15 protein-coding genes and 1 pseudogene are annotated in these 17749 nt (G+C 51.4%); 10 read left to right on the top strand and 6 right to left on the bottom strand.

From position 1 onward, the window contains the following. Positions 1 to 8 precede the first annotated feature (8 nt). The 4 genes from ycaO to pflA all read left to right on the top strand — a co-directional run bounded on the left by ycaO (position 9) and on the right by pflA (position 6440). Positions 9 to 1769, top strand: a complete 1761-nt coding sequence (gene ycaO / locus OGY35_RS17910) for a 30S ribosomal protein S12 methylthiotransferase accessory factor YcaO (RefSeq protein ID WP_286633020.1) — start codon at positions 9 to 11, stop codon at positions 1767 to 1769. Positions 1770 to 2174: 405 nt separating this feature from the next. Next, the gene (gene focA, locus OGY35_RS17905) at positions 2175 to 3032 is read left to right on the top strand and encodes a formate transporter FocA (protein WP_046478675.1); all 858 of its coding nucleotides are present in this window, start codon (positions 2175 to 2177) and stop codon (positions 3030 to 3032) included. Between the two features lie 180 nt (positions 3033 to 3212). Next, the gene (gene pflB / locus OGY35_RS17900; RefSeq protein WP_152405259.1) at positions 3213 to 5495 is read left to right on the top strand and encodes a formate C-acetyltransferase; all 2283 of its coding nucleotides are present in this window, start codon (positions 3213 to 3215) and stop codon (positions 5493 to 5495) included. Between the two features lie 204 nt (positions 5496 to 5699). Beyond that, positions 5700 to 6440: a pyruvate formate lyase 1-activating protein gene (gene pflA / locus OGY35_RS17895; RefSeq protein ID WP_152405260.1), complete on the top strand. Its 741-nt coding sequence runs from the start codon at positions 5700 to 5702 to the stop codon at positions 6438 to 6440. A gap of 59 nt (positions 6441 to 6499) precedes the next feature. Here pflA and OGY35_RS17890 read toward each other — a convergent pair whose 3' ends face one another. Then, the gene (locus tag OGY35_RS17890) at positions 6500 to 7348 is read right to left on the bottom strand and encodes a MurR/RpiR family transcriptional regulator (RefSeq protein ID WP_152405261.1); all 849 of its coding nucleotides are present in this window, start codon (positions 7346 to 7348) and stop codon (positions 6500 to 6502) included. Positions 7349 to 7468: 120 nt separating this feature from the next. On the opposite strand from OGY35_RS17890, the gene OGY35_RS17885 reads away from it, so the two are divergent. From OGY35_RS17885 to OGY35_RS17865, 5 genes are all read left to right on the top strand, one after another. Then, a complete protein-coding gene (locus tag OGY35_RS17885; protein WP_152405262.1) occupies positions 7469 to 7744 on the top strand; it encodes a PTS sugar transporter subunit IIB in 276 nt (91 codons plus the stop codon). A 17-nt stretch (positions 7745 to 7761) separates the two neighbouring features. Continuing rightward, positions 7762 to 9027, top strand: a complete 1266-nt coding sequence (gene ulaA / locus OGY35_RS17880; RefSeq protein WP_152405263.1) for a PTS ascorbate transporter subunit IIC — start codon at positions 7762 to 7764, stop codon at positions 9025 to 9027. A 12-nt stretch (positions 9028 to 9039) separates the two neighbouring features. Next, the gene (locus tag OGY35_RS17875) at positions 9040 to 9840 is read left to right on the top strand and encodes a transketolase (protein ID WP_286633019.1); all 801 of its coding nucleotides are present in this window, start codon (positions 9040 to 9042) and stop codon (positions 9838 to 9840) included. Continuing rightward, positions 9837 to 10754, top strand: a complete 918-nt coding sequence (locus OGY35_RS17870; protein WP_152405265.1) for a transketolase family protein — start codon at positions 9837 to 9839, stop codon at positions 10752 to 10754. The genes OGY35_RS17875 and OGY35_RS17870 overlap by 4 nt, the downstream gene beginning before the upstream one ends. Positions 10755 to 10815: 61 nt before the next feature. Further along, positions 10816 to 11250 (top strand): PTS sugar transporter subunit IIA, encoded by a 435-nt coding sequence (locus OGY35_RS17865; protein WP_286633018.1) that lies wholly within the window; start codon positions 10816 to 10818, stop codon positions 11248 to 11250. 5 nt (positions 11251 to 11255) lie between these two features. Here OGY35_RS17865 and OGY35_RS17860 read toward each other — a convergent pair. Next, positions 11256 to 11407: pseudogene (locus OGY35_RS17860) on the bottom strand (amino acid permease); the annotation flags it as partial. A gap of 154 nt (positions 11408 to 11561) precedes the next feature. Continuing rightward, positions 11562 to 12710, bottom strand: a complete 1149-nt coding sequence (locus OGY35_RS17855) for an MFS transporter (RefSeq protein ID WP_286633017.1) — start codon at positions 12708 to 12710, stop codon at positions 11562 to 11564. 313 nt (positions 12711 to 13023) lie between these two features. Between OGY35_RS17855 and ycaC the strand changes: the two genes are divergently transcribed. Continuing rightward, positions 13024 to 13650, top strand: coding sequence for an isochorismate family cysteine hydrolase YcaC (ycaC, locus tag OGY35_RS17850; protein WP_102602156.1), 627 nt, complete (start codon positions 13024 to 13026; stop codon positions 13648 to 13650). Positions 13651 to 13681: 31 nt separating this feature from the next. Here the strand turns inward: ycaC and OGY35_RS17845 are convergent, their stop codons facing one another. The 3 genes from OGY35_RS17845 to dmsA are packed head-to-tail and all read right to left on the bottom strand — an operon-like array spanning position 13682 to position 17619. Beyond that, positions 13682 to 14545, bottom strand: a complete 864-nt coding sequence (locus tag OGY35_RS17845; RefSeq protein WP_286633016.1) for a dimethyl sulfoxide reductase anchor subunit family protein — start codon at positions 14543 to 14545, stop codon at positions 13682 to 13684. Between the two features lies 1 nt (position 14546). Then, positions 14547 to 15164: a dimethylsulfoxide reductase iron-sulfur subunit DmsB gene (dmsB, locus tag OGY35_RS17840; protein ID WP_286633015.1), complete on the bottom strand. Its 618-nt coding sequence runs from the start codon at positions 15162 to 15164 to the stop codon at positions 14547 to 14549. 10 nt (positions 15165 to 15174) lie between these two features. Then, entirely contained in the window at positions 15175 to 17619 is a 2445-nt protein-coding gene (dmsA, locus tag OGY35_RS17835; RefSeq protein ID WP_286633014.1) for a dimethylsulfoxide reductase subunit A, read from the bottom strand. Positions 17620 to 17749 lie beyond the last annotated feature (130 nt).

Raw genomic sequence — 17749 nt, 5'->3', positions numbered from 1 at the left:
TGATTTTCATGACGCAAACATTTATCCCCGGCAAAGACGCCGCACTGGAAGACTCCATCGCTCGCTTCCAGCAGAAACTCCTCGACCTCGGTTTCCATATTGAAAAGGCCTCGTGGCTGAATCCGGTGCCGAACGTCTGGTCTGTACACATTCGCGATAAAGAGTGTGCGCTGTGCTTTACCAACGGCAAAGGGGCGACAAAAAAAGCCGCGCTGGCGTCGGCGTTGGGCGAATATTTTGAGCGTCTGTCGACCAACTATTTCTTTGCCGATTTCTGGCTGGGTGAAACCATCGCCAATGGTCCGTTCGTGCATTATCCGAACGAGAAATGGTTCCCGCTGACCGAAAATGACGACGTACCGGAAGGTCTGCTGGATGCGCGCCTGCGTGCTTTCTACGATCCCGAGAACGAACTGACAGGCAGCATGCTGATCGACCTGCAGTCTGGCAACGAAGAGCGTGGTATCTGCGGTCTGCCGTTCACCCGCCAGTCGGATAACCAGACCGTCTATATTCCGATGAACATTATCGGCAATCTGTACGTCTCGAACGGGATGTCTGCCGGTAACACCCGTAATGAAGCCCGCGTGCAGGGGCTTTCTGAAGTCTTTGAACGTTACGTGAAGAATCGCATTATTGCCGAAAGTATCAGCCTGCCGGAAATCCCGGCCGACGTGCTGGCACGCTACCCGGCGGTGGTGGAATCGATTGCGACGCTGGAAGCAGAAGGTTTCCCAATCTTTGCTTACGACGGTTCTCTGGGCGGCCAGTATCCTGTTATCTGTGTCGTCCTGTTTAATCCGGCTAACGGCACCTGCTTTGCCTCCTTCGGTGCACACCCTGACTTTGGCGTCGCGCTGGAACGTACGGTGACGGAGCTGTTGCAGGGCCGCGGCCTGAAAGATCTCGATGTCTTCACGCCACCGACCTTCGACGATGAAGAAGTGGCTGAGCATACCAATCTGGAAACGCACTTCATTGACTCCAGCGGTCTGATCTCCTGGGATCTGTTCAAACAGGATGCCGACTACCCGTTCGTTGACTGGAGTTTCTCCGGTACAACAGAAGAAGAATTCGCTACCCTGATGGCTATCTTCAACGCGGAAGATAAAGAAGTGTACATCGCCGATTACGAGCATCTTGGCGTCTACGCCTGCCGGATCATCGTGCCGGGGATGTCCGATATTTATCCTGCTGAAGATTTGTGGCTTGCCAATAACAGCATGGGCAGTCATCTGCGCGAGACCCTCCTCTCATTGCCGGACAGCGCCTGGGATAAAGAAGACTACCTCAACCTGATTGAACAGTTAGACGAAGAAGGGTTTGATGATTTCACCCGCGTTCGTGAACTGTTAGGTCTGGCAACCGGTCCGGATAACGGCTGGTACACCCTGCGTATTGGCGAGCTGAAAGCGATGCTGGCGTTGGCAGGTGGCGATCTGGAACAGGCGCTGATCTGGACCGAATGGACGATGGAATTTAATGCGTCGATCTTTAGCGCTGAACGGGCGAATTATTACCGTTGCCTGCAAACGCTGCTGCTTCTGTCGCAGGAAGAAGAGCGTGAACCGCTACAATATCTGAACGCGTTTGTCCGCATGTATGGCGCAGAAGCGGTGGAGGCTGCCAGCGCAGCGTTGAGCGGTGAAGCGGCCTTTTATGGTTTGCAGCCGGTTGACAGCGATCTGCATGCTTTCGCGTCACACCAGTCGCTGCTGAAGGCCTATGAGAAGTTACAGCGCGCAAAATCTTCATTCTGGTCAAAATAAAGACAATTAACCTACGCTGAGTAGGTTTAAATAATCGTCTGAGCTATATTACGGGGCGCACTTAGCGCCCCGTTTTACTTATTTTTGGCTGCTCAAAAATAAATGTAATAACAAGGTTAAATATTGGTAGTTGATATTATACAACTTAACGGTTAGTTGTTACTTTGCAAGTCAATTACTCCATATTAATTAACTGGCCAACAGACCCAGGAAGGAAAATTTTCAACTCATTTGCTAAATTTTAAAATTTATTTTTATCATATTAATCAATAAATTACTCCGTAATTGCATAAAAACCATGCGTATTACGGGCCTATAAGCCAGGCGAGATATGATCTATATCAATTTCTCATCTATAATGCTTTGTTAGTATCTCGTCGCCGACTTAATAAAGAGAGAGTTAGTGTGAAAGCTGACAACCCTTTTGATCTTTTACTCCCTGCAGCAATGGCCAAAGTGGCCGAAGAGGCAGGCGTCTATAAAGCAACGAAACATCCGCTTAAGACTTTCTTCCTGGCAATTACTGCCGGTGTGTTCATTTCCATCGCCTTTGTTTTCTATATCACTGCAACGACCGGTACTGGTACGATGCCCTTTGGTATGGCGAAACTGATTGGCGGTATCTGCTTCTCTCTGGGGTTGATTCTTTGCGTCATCTGCGGTGCAGACCTCTTTACGTCAACCGTGTTGATTGTCGTCGCCAAAGCCAGTGGTCGTATCACCTGGGGTCAGTTGGCGAAAAACTGGCTCAACGTCTATTTTGGTAACCTGATTGGTTGCTTGCTCTTTGTGCTGTTGATGTGGCTTTCTGGCGAATATATGGTCGCCAACGGCCAGTGGGGATTTAACGTCCTGCAAACCGCCGACCACAAAATGCACCATACTTTTATTGAAGCCGTCAGTCTCGGTATCCTCGCAAACCTGATGGTATGCCTGGCCGTCTGGATGAGCTACTCAGGCCGTAGCCTGATGGATAAAGCGTTTATCATGGTTTTACCCGTTGCGATGTTTGTTGCCAGCGGTTTTGAGCACAGTATCGCAAACATGTTTATGATCCCGATGGGTATTGTAATCCGCGATCTCGCTACACCGGAGTTCTGGAGCGCAGTTGGCTCGGCTCCGGAAAATTTTTCTCACCTGACCGCGATGAACTTCATCACTGATAACCTGATTCCGGTTACGATCGGCAACATTATCGGCGGGGGTTTGTTGGTTGGGTTGACATACTGGGTCATTTATCTGCGTGACAACGATCATCATTAATTGATGTCGCGATACACGAAATCATTCAAGTTGCATTGAGGCGGCAAGTGAATGAGTTCCCAGGAGCGTACACACAGTACGTGACTGGGGCGAATGAGCGTAGCCAACAAAGAGGCAGCTTGAAGGATGAAGTGTATATACGCAGTAAATAAAAAATCCACTTAAGAAGGTAGGTGTTACATGTCCGAGCTTAATGAAAAGTTAGCCACAGCCTGGGAAGGTTTTACCAAAGGTGACTGGCAGAATGAAGTAAACGTCCGCGACTTCATTCAGAAAAACTACACTCCGTACGAGGGTGACGAGTCCTTCCTGGCTGGCGCAACTGATGCGACCACTGCACTGTGGGACAGCGTAATGGAAGGCGTTAAACAGGAAAACCGCACTCACGCGCCTGTTGACTTTGACACCTCTGTTGCTTCCACCATCACTTCTCACGACGCTGGCTACATCAATAAAGCGCTTGAGAAAATCGTCGGTCTGCAAACTGAAGCTCCGCTGAAACGTGCGATCATCCCGTTCGGTGGTATCAAAATGGTTGAAGGTTCCTGCAAAGCGTACAATCGCGAACTGGACCCGATGCTGAAAAAAATCTTCACTGAATATCGTAAAACCCACAACCAGGGTGTTTTCGATGTTTACACCAAAGACATTCTGAACTGCCGTAAATCCGGTGTTCTGACTGGTCTGCCGGATGCATATGGCCGTGGCCGTATCATCGGTGACTACCGTCGCATTGCGCTGTACGGTATCGACTTCCTGATGAAAGACAAATACGCTCAGTTCGTTTCCCTGCAGTCCGATCTGGAAAACGGCGTAAACCTGGAAGCGACTATCCGTCTGCGTGAAGAAATTGCTGAACAGCACCGTGCACTGGGCCAGATCAAAGAGATGGCGGCTAAATATGGCTGCGATATTTCCGCACCGGCAACCAACGCACAGGAAGCTATCCAGTGGACTTACTTCGGCTACCTGGCTGCTGTTAAGTCTCAGAACGGCGCTGCAATGTCCTTCGGTCGTGTTTCCACCTTCCTGGATGCATACATCGAACGTGACCTGAAAGCAGGCAAAATCACAGAGCAAGACGCTCAGGAAATGATTGACCACCTGGTCATGAAACTGCGTATGGTTCGTTTCCTGCGTACGCCTGAATATGATGAACTGTTCTCCGGTGACCCGATTTGGGCAACAGAATCTATCGGTGGTATGGGCGTTGACGGCCGTACTCTGGTAACCAAAAACAGCTTCCGCTTCCTGAACACCCTGTACACCATGGGTCCGTCTCCGGAGCCGAACATCACTGTTCTGTGGTCTGAAAAACTGCCTCTGAACTTCAAAAAATTCGCCGCTAAAGTGTCTATCGACACCTCTTCTCTGCAGTATGAGAACGATGACCTGATGCGTCCGGACTTCAACAACGACGACTACGCTATCGCTTGCTGCGTAAGCCCGATGATCGTTGGTAAACAAATGCAGTTCTTCGGTGCCCGTGCAAACCTGGCGAAAACCATGCTGTACGCCATCAACGGCGGCGTTGATGAAAAACTGAAAATGCAGGTTGGTCCGAAATCTGAACCGATCAAAGGCGACGTGCTGAAGTTCGACGAAGTGATGGAACGCATGGATCACTTCATGGACTGGCTGGCTAAGCAGTATGTCACCGCGCTGAACGTTATCCACTACATGCACGACAAGTACAGCTACGAAGCCTCTCTGATGGCGCTGCACGACCGTGACGTTATCCGCACCATGGCGTGTGGTATCGCTGGTCTGTCCGTTGCGGCTGACTCCCTGTCTGCTATCAAATATGCGAAAGTTAAACCGATTCGTGACGAAGACGGTCTGGCTATCGACTTCGAAATCGAAGGCGAATACCCGCAGTTTGGTAACAACGACGCGCGCGTTGATGACATGGCGGTTGACCTGGTTGAACGTTTCATGAAGAAAATTCAGAAACTGAAAACCTACCGTGATGCTATCCCGACTCAGTCTGTTCTGACCATCACCTCTAACGTTGTGTATGGTAAGAAAACCGGTAACACCCCAGATGGTCGTCGTGCTGGCGCGCCGTTCGGACCAGGTGCTAACCCAATGCACGGTCGTGACCAGAAAGGTGCTGTTGCCTCTCTGACCTCCGTTGCTAAACTGCCGTTTGCTTACGCGAAAGATGGTATCTCTTACACCTTCTCTATCGTTCCGAACGCACTGGGTAAAGACGATGAAGTTCGTAAGACCAACCTGGCAGGCCTGATGGATGGTTACTTCCATCATGAGTCTTCCATTGAAGGCGGTCAGCACCTGAACGTGAACGTCATGAACCGTGAAATGCTGCTGGACGCGATGGAGCATCCGGAAAAATATCCGCAGCTGACCATCCGCGTTTCCGGTTACGCAGTACGTTTTAACTCCCTGACGAAAGAACAGCAGCAGGACGTTATTACTCGTACCTTCACTCAGACCATGTAATGTGTTTTGACTGAAATCACGCGTTAAAAGGCGTACAATAAAGGCTCCACGGAAGTGGGGCCTTTTTAACAGGTCGTTTCCCAAACACAGCCTGTTTTGTCAGCTATCTATACTCAATGGATAACCGCCAAAACAGACTCGACACAGCCAATGAGCTGTGCACCAACACGGCCCCGGATGGGCCACATCTGGAGAAACACCGCAATGTCAGTTATTGGTCGCATTCACTCCTTTGAATCCTGTGGTACCGTTGACGGCCCGGGCATCCGCTTTATTACTTTCTTCCAGGGTTGCCTGATGCGCTGCCTGTATTGCCATAACCGCGATACGTGGGACACGCATGGCGGTAAAGAAGTCACCGTTGAAGAACTGATGAAAGAGGTCGTGACCTATCGCCACTTTATGAACGCATCCGGCGGTGGCGTAACGGCATCGGGCGGTGAAGCCATCCTGCAGGCAGAATTTGTTCGCGACTGGTTCCGTGCCTGTAAGAAAGAAGGTATCCATACCTGCCTGGATACCAACGGTTTTGTCCGCCGCTACGACCCGGTGATTGATGAACTGCTGGAGGTCACCGATCTGGTGATGCTCGATCTTAAGCAGATGAATGATGAGATCCACCAGAACCTCGTCGGCGTTTCCAACCATCGTACGCTGGAGTTCGCCCGCTATCTGGCAAACAAAGATATCAACGTGTGGATCCGTTACGTCGTCGTGCCTGGCTGGTCTGACGATGACGACTCAGCGCACCGACTCGGTGAGTTTACCCGCGATATGGGCAACGTTGAGAAAATCGAGCTCCTGCCCTATCACGAGCTGGGTAAACACAAATGGGTGGCGATGGGCGAAGAGTACAAACTGGATGGCGTACACCCACCGAAGAAAGAGACAATGGAACGCGTCAAAGGCATTCTCGAGCAGTACGGTCATAAAGTGATGTACTAAGTTTTGCCACCAGGCCTGATAAGCGCCGCGCTATCAGGCCGCAACACAAGCCAAATGCATTACGACATAAAATATTCCGACAGCTTATTCGCCACACTCTCAATCGAGAAGATGCTCTTCTGATGCGCTTTGCGGCACTCTGCATAGCGTTCATCCTGTTCCTCCAGTGCATTGAGTAATCGGTCCGCAACCATCATTGCCCCAGCAATTTCAGCAAACCCATACTCTCCCTCTCCCTTCAGCGCCACTGCAGCCTGTAAATTCCAGTCAGAAAGACGACTCAATGGTGCAAAGGTTCCTCGCGTAAGCGAAAGAATTCGGGCTCCATGCTGTTTTGCCAGGGTCAGTGCCTGCATCATATCGGCTGACGTCTGCTCAGTGTGAACGACAATAATTCCCTGACTCTGTGACTCAACCATCACGGATGATGTTGTGAGATAAAAACGATCGACAAAACTTGCCGCCTTACCCATTTTGATCAGATTCATCTGCAAAAAGAGCGCAACCGGTACTGCCGTGCCAACGGCATAAATTGCGACATTATTCACCTGGTTGAGCCAGGTGGCAGCAGCCTGTAATTCCTGTGTATTGATAATGGCATGGCTGTCGCGAATACTCGCCACAACAGCAGAGATCTCCGCGTTTCCCTGCTCTTCAGGACGTGCAGCCCCCTGCTCCAGAGCAAGCGCAGTTCTGAAATCTGAGAAACCTTTAAAACCAAATGCCCGGCAAAAACGCGTAATACTCCCCTCACTGGTTTCAATCGAATCGGCTAACTCAGTAATCGTGTGTCGCATCACAAAGTCAGGATTTTCCGTCACAAAATGACCCACCTTTTCCAGGATTGGGCTAAGCCCACTGGCCTCATTTCTGATGTTTATCAGCAAGTTAGTATTAATCTGACTCATTTTTCGCCTTTTTGCTCAAAATGCATACACAATCACATTTTTCTGCCCACACAAAGATAATAATTTTTTTTGTTTTACATTCAATAAAAATAATTATTTTTACAAAACAGGAGAAGTGACATGAAAGGTCTTATTGTCTGTCGTACCGGCATGGGCAGCTCCTTAATGCTCAAAATCAAAGCACAGAAAATCATCGATAAGAATGGATGGGATGTCGACCTTGAACATGATGTGCTGTCAGGTCTCGCCACCTGGCAAGGGATCGACTTTGTTATCACCATGCGCGACCTCACCGATGAAATAGAAGCTGCCGGATTCAGAGCCATCGGTATAACCGATTTGATGAATAGCGAAGAAATGGAAACCGCGCTCACCAGCGTCATTCAGGGCAACTAACCTCTCCCGGAGGCAATATGGATCTCCTCAGGTTTATTGTATTCGACATTCTGGGTGTAACCCCACTTTTAGTTGGATTTATTGCACTAATAGGTCTGTTAATCCAACGTAAGCCAATTGAAAAAGTCTTATCCGGCACATTCAAAACCATCGTCGGTTTTCTGGTTTTCGCCGGTGGTGCCGGATTGGCCGTCACCTCTCTGGGTAATTTCCAGACGCTGTTCAGCGATGGGTTTGGACTTAAAGGGGTGATGCCGCTGGCAGAAGCGTTAACCGGGTTGGCACAGACCAAATTTGCCATGTGCGTGTCCCTGATTATGGTTATCGGCTTTGGCTGGAATCTGCTCTTTGCCCGCGTTACGCCGTTCAAGTACATTTTTTTGACCGGTCAACATAACCTCTATCTCTCCGCTTTACTCACTGTCACATTGAAGGCGCTGGGTTACAGTGATGGTATTACGATTATCGTCGGTTCTGTATTGTTGGGGCTGGCGGCCTGTATCTATCCTGCAATCGCCCAACCCTGGATGCGAAAGATTACCGGTAATGATGAAATTGCCATGGGCCATTACGTCACGCTGGCTTACGCTGCTTCTGGTTGGATCGGTTCGAAAGTGGGCGATCCCAAAGAGTCTACGGAAAAACTTAACCTCCCTGGATGGTTGGGAATTTTTAAAGACTACATTGTCTCGGTCTCCATCTCAGTCAGTATTTTCTATTACATCGCCGCATTAGCCGCTGGCAAAACAGCCGTCACTGCCGTGGCGGGAGGCATGCATTGGCTGGTCTATCCGTTATTTCAGTCACTCACCTTTACCGCCTCTCTTTACATCATTATCACCGGGGTTCGTTTGCTACTTTCGGAGATCGTTCCAGCATTCCTTGGGATCTCTGAGAAATTCATCCCAAATGCTAAACCCGCGCTCGATTGCCCGGTCGTGTTCCCTTACGCACCAACCGCCACCGTACTGGGCTTTATTTCTTCATTTGTTGGTGGGTTGGTGGTGATGGGAATACTTGCGCTGATCGGTCAGACCGTCATTATTCCCGTCGCTATTCCCTATTTCTTCATTGGGGCAACTGCTGCTGTTTTCGGTAACGCCTCTGGAGGCTGGAAAGGTGCCGTTGTGGGCAGTTTTATTACTGGCATTCTCATCGGGATCGGCCCAGCACTTATCTACCCCATTATGGAATCTGTAGGACTCTCCGGCACCAGCTTCCCGGAAACCGACTTTGTTGCACTTGGTCTGGTGGTGTATTACATCGGCAAAATGCTGCCCTGATAAGGAGTAAACATGAATATAGATGAACTGAAATCACATGCGCTGGCAGCTCGCCGCGATATTGTAAGCATGATTTATGAATCCGGGATTGGTCACCCAGGCGGAGCACTTTCTGTTATTGATATCCTGACCTGGATTTATCATCAGGAAGTCGATCTTGATACCACACCACGCGCCAGGGTGGTTATGAGCAAAGGCCACGCCGTCGCCGCACAGTACGCCATGCTGTACCAGAAAGGGAAAATAGCTCGCAGCGAATTCAACACCTTTCGCCAAATCAACTCGCGCTTACAGGGGCATCCCAGCGTGAAATCGCTTCCAGAAGTTGATGCTACCACCGGACTATTAGGCCAGGGACTTTCCGTGGCACTGGGGATGGCAGCGGCGAAGAAGAAGGCTCAGGATCCACATCGTGTCTTCGCCATTATTGGCGACGGTGAAATGCATGAAGGTCAGATTTGGGAGTCATTGCAGCAGGCTGGTCATATGAAGATGGATAATCTGGTAGCGATTATCGACTACAACGGTTTCTCATCGCACGATCCCGTCAATGAGGTTATCAACCTTGAGCCACTCGCCGATAAAATCCGCACCTTTGGCTGGCACGTACTTGAACTGCAAAATGGCAACGATATGCACCAGATTGCCGATACGTTGCTGCTATCACGTCATCTCAAAGGAAAACCCGTAGCCATTGTTGCGCATACGGTCAAAGGCAGTGGCGTCAGCTATATGGAAAATAACGGCGACTGGCATTCAAAAACCCCAAGCACGGAGCAATATCAGCAGGCAATGGAGGAGTTACAGTCATGAGAGCACCACGTGATGAAATTGGCAATGCTCTGCTCGCTCTGAAAGATAAAGGCTATCCGGTTGTTGTTATCGATAGTGATTTAGCGAGCTCAACCCGTACCGATCAATTCCAGAAATCCTGGCCTGATGCCTTCTTTGAAATGGGGATAGCCGAAGGCTCCGCCATGAGTTTCGCCACAGGGCAGGCGCTGGAAGGAAATATCCCGTTCTATGTTAACTTTGCGATGTTCGTTACCGGCACCGCCTGGACCCAATTACGTCAGGCCTGTTATGCAAAAGCGAATATCAAGCTGGTTGGCAGTCATCCTGGTATGGATGATGGTCCGGATGGCGCGTCACACCATGCGCTGGAAGATCTGGCTTTAACACGTGTTTTGCCCGGGATCACGATCCTGACACCGGCAGATGCGGAAGAAGTTGAAGCGGCTTTCGAACAAGCAGCAAACATTCACGGTCCCGTCTACATTCGCGTTGCGCGGGAACCGATGCCAGTACGTGATAAATCAGCTGTTCCACGCGTCACTGACATAGACGCTGTGGAGGATTCTGGCAACGACTTTGCCATCCTCTATGAAGGTACGGTACTGGAACAAGCCAGTGCCGGTTATGAACAGCTCCACTCAACAGGTAAACGTGGCAAGCTCATTCATGTTGCCACGCTAAAACCATTTAACCGACAGCGATTCCTGCAATTAATTGCAGGTTGTCCGCAAATTGTAACGATAGAAAATCACACAATCACCGGTGGACTGGGTGGACAAGTCGCCGAAGTGCTTGCAGAAGAAGGATTAGGTACAAAGCTGATCCGTCTTGGGACACAGGATACCTTTACTGAGTCAGGGAACAGTCGTCAGTTAAAAGAGAAATATGGGATTTCAGCATCTGCTGTCTATAACGCGCTGAGTAAAGGCTAATGAATACCGGATGGCACTTCCCGGAGTGCCATCCGGCGAGAACAAACGGCAAGGAACAACAATGACATCAACGCTCTTTTCCGCCTGCCAGTTTCGCGAACGATGCGATTCCTGGCAAGATGCGGTGAAAATGACCTGCTTACCACTGGAAAAACAGAAAATCATTACCAGCGGATATGCACAGGCAATCATCCACGCCACAGAACAGACCGGACCCTGGTATATTTTGAGCCCTGAGTTTGCCCTGCCGCATGCCCGTCCTGAAGAGGGGGTTCTGAGTAGCAAGTCGCATTTATCACTCCTGTGCCTGAAAGAACCTGTACCGTTCCCGGGTCATCCGAACGTGCAACTGGTGATTGTCCTTGCCGCTGCCAACAGCTCTCAACATATTGAAATGATTCAACAGCTGGTGTGCTGGCTCGATGAGGCGGACCATTTGCAGCAACTGAGCAATATCACCAGCCCGGCGCAACTACACTCCTTGCTTGAATCCTGAAATAATCACGCTTTTCTACGCGCCAACAGTGGGAAGATGAGACCAGGGCCCACCAGCACAAACGGAGTGGCGATATTCAGCGTAAGCTGGAATATCCATTCGGGCGTAAACGCGTCCATTTTCGGGAAAATCCCGTCAGGCCAGCAAATGCGGTAAACGTGGAAAGCGGTACTGGAAGGGTGAAAAACGCAAAACGTCTGAACGCGTTATTTTCATGAAAATAGCCTATATCACCGGAGTTCAATCATCCCCTGGCATATATACAAAAAACAGCATGCAATAACACAGCATTGCATACTGTTTGCGCAGAATTAAACGTGGGCAACCGGATTCGGGGTATGCCCGGCATTGCGCAGCAGCATCAGTAAATAAATAAACGACACGCTGGCAATCATAATAAACAGGAGATTATCGGAATAATTCTGCATCAACATGGCGGTGAAGGAAGGGCCTAACAGGCTGCCGACGGTATAGCTCAGCAGCAGCGCCTGGTTCATCGCCACCAGTTGGTGATGTTCTACTTTTTCACAGGCCCAGGCCATCGCAACCGGATAGAGCGTGAAGCCCGCGGCCCCCAAAATGAAGAGAGCGGGTGCCATCGCCGCCTGGCTTAACATCGCTACGCTCCCCAGGATCACCACAAACACCTGCACGCGCAGCACCAGCAGTCGACCAAACTTATCCGCCAGTCGCCCAATTGGCCACTGGCCGAGGATACCCGCGCTGACCAGTACCGCCATCCAGAAACCGATGCTGGCGTTACTCATCCCCTGATGATTGAGATACAGCGGCATCAGGCCGTACAACGAGCCGAGGACAATCCCGGAAATGATACAGCCATTGACACCCAGTCGCGCCTGGCGCAGTTTCAGCATTGCGGTGATCGGTGTGCCGTTATGTTCTTCTGATTGCTGATTAAGAATACGGGTAAAGAGCAGCGGTAAAATCCCTGCCAGAATCAATCCCGTGGCCCACGGCAGTACGTTCATCAACTCCGTAGAGACTTTGCTGACCAGCAACTGCCCGAGGAACGTCCCCACATAGTAGACCATCATGTAGGCCGCCAACAGGCGACCGCGGTTGCGTGATGTCCCGCTGCACATCAGCGCACTCTCAACGACAACCCAGATCATGGCGCAGCCCACGCCTGCGACAAAGCGCCATGCCAGCCAACTCCAGAAACCAACCATCACACCAAGCCCTACGCAACCCGCGGCAAAGATCAGCGAGGCAAGGTAGTAGCTACGGTTAAACCCGAGGCGTTTGATTAACTGTCCTGTCAACAGCGTCCCGACCAGGTTACCGGTGAAATAGGACGAACTGACCATACCCACCTGCCACGTCGGCAGGTTTTCCTGGGCGAGCCAAAGCGGGACGAGCGTATTCAGCACCGCGATCGCCAGGGTCAACAGAAGTAGACCAGCCAGCAACAGCATGACGGGTCGGGTATAGGTGGACATGAGTATAAACCGTGAGGAAGTTCAAATTTCACGCGCATCATGCCACCAACAAAAACATTGTCAATCGGCGCAAACCGTGGCGTGGCGGCCTTTCATACCCTTCGATTGAATTTATTGATTAAGATTATGAATTATTGCTGACTCACATGAGTCAGGTTACTGTTTTTATTGATTTAACGCAAAAGAGTTCCGTTTCGCTTAGTCGAAAAATCTCATAGTTCCGGCAGCATTTTTTTTCCGTTCTATGCTTTGAATGAACCTTATGCGCCTGAATGAATCTGGGCGCATAGTTGACTCAAGCAAGGAGAAGAGAATGACCAAGCCTTATGTTCGTCTCGATAAAAACGACGCTGCGGTTCTTCTGGTTGATCACCAGGCCGGACTACTCTCACTGGTCAGGGATATTGACCCTGATAAATTTAAGAATAACGTGCTCGCACTGGGTGATTTAGCCAAATATTTTAAGTTACCTACCATCCTCACCACCAGTTTCGAAACCGGACCAAACGGCCCGCTGGTCCCTGAATTAAAAGCCCAGTTTCCCGATGCGCCCTACATTGCACGTCCAGGCAACATCAACGCCTGGGATAACGAAGACTTTGTGAAAGCGGTTAAAGCCACGGGTAAAAAACAGCTGATTATTGCCGGCGTGGTAACCGAAGTCTGTGTGGCCTTCCCGGCGCTGTCGGCCATTGAAGAGGGCTTTGACGTCTTTGTCGTGACCGATGCTTCAGGGACGTTTAATGAAATTACCCGCCATTCAGCATGGGACAGGATGTCGCAGGCTGGCGCACAGTTGATGACGTGGTTTGGTGTGGCGTGTGAATTGCACCGCGACTGGCGCAATGACATCGAAGGGCTGGCGACGCTGTTCTCCAATCATATTCCGGATTACCGCAATCTGATGACCAGTTACGATACGTTGACTAAGCAGAAATAAAAAAACCGGGGCGAAAGCCCCGGTTCATCACTTAGCTGGCAACCGCCATACCGACGGTCATATGCAGGCCATAGAATACGCCGCGACCAATCAACTCCCCCACCAGCAGCAGAATAAAGGCCACTGACAGCAGCGGAACCGCAGGCTGATAACCTTTCAACTGTGGGACAATCCAGCAGCACAATGCCACCGCCAGAACCCCAATACGCCAGGCCATCAGCGAACCGTAGTCCGGTACCAGCGCAGAAGCCTGCTGAACAGAGCTGTGAATGGTCGCCAGTTCCGCCCCCTGCATCACCGACATGATGGCACTGACCACCAACGCCAACAGTGAAACCGCAGGCAGCAGACGCATCGCCCAACCATCAACACCCGCCACACGCAGCAGCAGATAGCCCAACAGCGGGCCGCCCATTAACAGCGTCAGGAAGAAGCCCAGCGGTGTCCAGACGCTGTACCAGGTCGGTACGGTATCGATACTGTTATAAACGCACACCATCATCCAGACGAACAGCACACCCAGTACCATTGTGAGCAGCAGCCACAAGTTACGCAGGGCCGGTGTGAGCTTTTTCAGCACGGCCAGCAGCCAGCCAATCCCACCAACCGCAAAGAAAATAGAACCGCTGGCAATTTCATTACTCAGCGCCGACGATCCTACGCGGTTAAGCGAGTTAAGCGCCCGCATTGGCGAGCCAAGGTGCAGCATGGAAGCGATAAAGCCGATGCCCATCAGCACCCACAGCGCGAACATGCAGGTAATCACGCGCTGTTGCGTTTCTGCCCGCAGGTCGCCTTTCATCAGCGCCAGCGCCAGAACAATGAAGCCACCAACCACACATTGTCCAAAGACCGTAAAGATCATCAGCGGCCATTCATGCCATCCACTTCCCATCTTACACCTCCTTCGGATTCGCCAGATAACCGGTGGTATCCCCGGTCGAACGGCTGTTGGCATTCGGTTTGATCACAATACTCGGCTTCGTGAAGTGCGCACCCGGCAGCGGCGCAACGGCAGCCAGTTCACCGTGTTTCTTACGCAGTTCGTCGATGGGGCCGAAATCCAGTGCGCGCAGTGGACAAGATTCCACGCAGATCGGCTTTTTGCCCTCTGCCACGCGGTCATGACAGCCGTCGCACTTGGTCATGTGACCCTTAGCGGCGTTGTACTGCGGCGCGCCGTACGGGCAGGCCATATGGCAGTAGCGGCAGCCGATGCAGATATCTTCATCCACGACGACAAAACCGTCTTCCCGTTTGTGCATCGCGCCGCTCGGGCAGACCTTGGTACAGGCCGGATCTTCGCAGTGGTTGCAGGCAATGGACAGATAGTAGGCAAATACGTTCTGATGCCAGACGCCGTTGTCTTCCTGCCAGTCTCCGCCCGCGTATTCATAAATGCGACGAAAGCTGACATCCGGAGTTAAGTCTTTGTAATCTTTACAGGCCAGTTCGCAGGTTTTACAACCGGTGCAACGGCTGGAATCAATAAAAAATCCATACTGGGTTGTCATCGGTTACTCCTTACACCTTCTCAACCTGAACAAGGTTCGTATGTGACGGGTTCCCCTTCGCCAGAGGAGATGGGCGCTGCGTGGTCAACACGTTGATGCAACCGCCCTGGTCAATGCGTTTCGTATCCGGGTCATACCAGGCCCCCTCACCTAACGCGACCACGCCTGGCATCATACGCGGCGTCACTTTCGCCTCAATATGGAGCTCTCCGCGGCCGTTGAAGATGCGGACCTTATCACCATTGCGGATACCCCGTTTTTGCGCGTCCAGTGGATTAATCCACATCTCCTGGCGGCACGACGCTTTCAGAACATCCACGTTGCCATAGGTCGAGTGAACGCGAGATTTATAGTGGAAGCCCGTTAGCTGTAGCGGGTAATCTTTGGTCAACGGGTCGTTGTAGTTCTCAAAGCCTGGCGTGTAGATCGGCAATGGATCGATGACATCGCCTTCCGGCAGTTCCCAGGTAGCAGCAATCTCTGCGAGCTCCTGCGAGTAGATCTCGATTTTACCCGACGGTGTCGTCAACGGATTAGCCTGCGGATCGTCGCGGAACGCCTTATAGGCCACGTGATGCCCTTGCGGATCGCGCTGTTTAAACAGACCCTGTTTACGGAATTCCTCAAAGGTCGGCAGTTCCGGAATGGCTTGACGCGACTGTTCGTACAGATGACGCATCCACTCTTCCTGAGTGCGCCCTTCGGTAAACTGCGATTCGACACCCAGACGCTTCGCCAACTCGCTGGTCATTTCATAGATGGTTTTGCATTCGAAACGCGGCTTGATGGCCCGATCGGCGAAAATAACGTAGGACATATTCCCGCAGGAAGCATCCAGCGCGAAGTCCATCTGCTCAGAAGCCGTACAGTCCGGCAACAGGATATCGGCATACTTCGCCGACGACGTCATGTGGCAGTCGATGACGACAATCATTTCGCACTTCTTGTCATCCTGGAGGATGTCGTGCGTACGGTTGATCTCTGAGTGCTGGTTGATAAGACAGTTACCGGCGTAGTTCCAGATCATCTTAATCGGCACGTCGAGTTTGTCTTTACCGCGCACCCCATCACGCAGCGCGGTCATTTCCGGACCACGCTCAATGGCATCGGTCCACATAAACATGGAGATACTGGTTTCTACCGGGTTTTCCAGCGTGGGCATCCGTACAAACGGCAAATCGTAAGAGCCTTCACGTGCACCGCTGTTGCCACCGTTAATCCCGACGTTACCGGTCAGAATGGCCAGCATAGAAATAGCACGGGTGGCGATCTCGCCATTCGCGTGACGCTGCGGTCCCCATCCCTGGCTGATGTAGGCCGGTTTAGCACTGCCGATTTCACGCGCCAGTTTGATAATGCGGTCTGCCGGAATGCCGGTAATTTGCGCCGCCCATTCAGCCGTTTTTGGCGTACCGTCATTCCCCTGCCCCAGAATATAGGCCTTATAGTGACCATTTTTCGGCGCGCTGGCAGGCAAGGTTTTCTCGTCGTAGCCCACACAGTACTTATCGAGGAACGGCTGATCGACCATATTCTCAGTAATCAGCACATAAGCCAGCGCATTCACCAGCGCCGCATCGGTACCCGGGCGAATCGGGATCCACTCGTCTTCTCGACCGGCCCCGGTGTCGGTATAGCGCGGATCGATAATGATCATCCGCGCATTCGATTTCTGTCGCGCCTGTTCCAGATAGTAGGTGACCCCACCGCCACTCATGCGGGTTTCGCCAGGGTTGTTACCGAACAGTACGACCAGCTTACTGTTTTCGATGTCAGACGGGCTGTTACCATCCGCCCAGCCGCCGTAGGTATAGTTCAGGCCCGCCGCAATTTGCGCGGAGGAGTAGTCGCCATAGTGGTTCAGGTAACCGCCGCAGCAGTTCATCAAACGTGCCACCAGGGTATCTCCTGGCGGCCATGAGCGAGTCATCGTACCGCCCAGCGTACCGGTGCCGTAGTTCAGGTAGATGGACTCGTTACCGTAATCCTTAATCAGACGCTGCATATTGCTGGCGATGAGGTCGTAAGCCTCATCCCAACTGATGCGCTCGAATTTACCTTCTCCGCGCTTGCCCACGCGTTTCATTGGGTATTTCAGGCGGTCCGGGTTATAGACGCGACGGCGCATGGAGCGACCACGCAGACAGGCACGCACCTGATGCAGGCCGTCATAGTTGTCATCACCGGTATTGTCGGTTTCAACGTATTTGATTTCGCCATCCACAACATGCATGCGCAACGGGCAACGACTCCCACAGTTCACAGTGCACGCGCTCCAGATGACTTTTTCACTGGCCTGCGCCGGACTCAGGGCTTCGGCTGCATTGGCGATTCGGGTGAATGGCAGGGTAAACGCGCTACTGGCCATCGCCAGTCCGCCTATGGCCGTCGTTTTGACTAAACCACGACGACTCACCTCCGCTGCCATCACGGCATCAGGGATCTTAGTTTTCATAAAGACTCACTCTGCTTGCTTACAGTAAAAAAAAAGAAATTGATGTTATTATTTGAGTAGTTACACAGCGGTATATAGTTTTATATATAGCGATTTCATAGGATAATAGCGCAAAATGCTGAATTCCGTT

This window comes from Citrobacter sp. Ct235 (assembly GCF_030332305.1).
GTDB lineage: Bacteria > Pseudomonadota > Gammaproteobacteria > Enterobacterales > Enterobacteriaceae > Citrobacter_A > Citrobacter_A telavivensis.
Note: the sequence above shows the minus strand (reverse complement) of the source record. Positions and strands in the feature narration are given on the sequence as shown.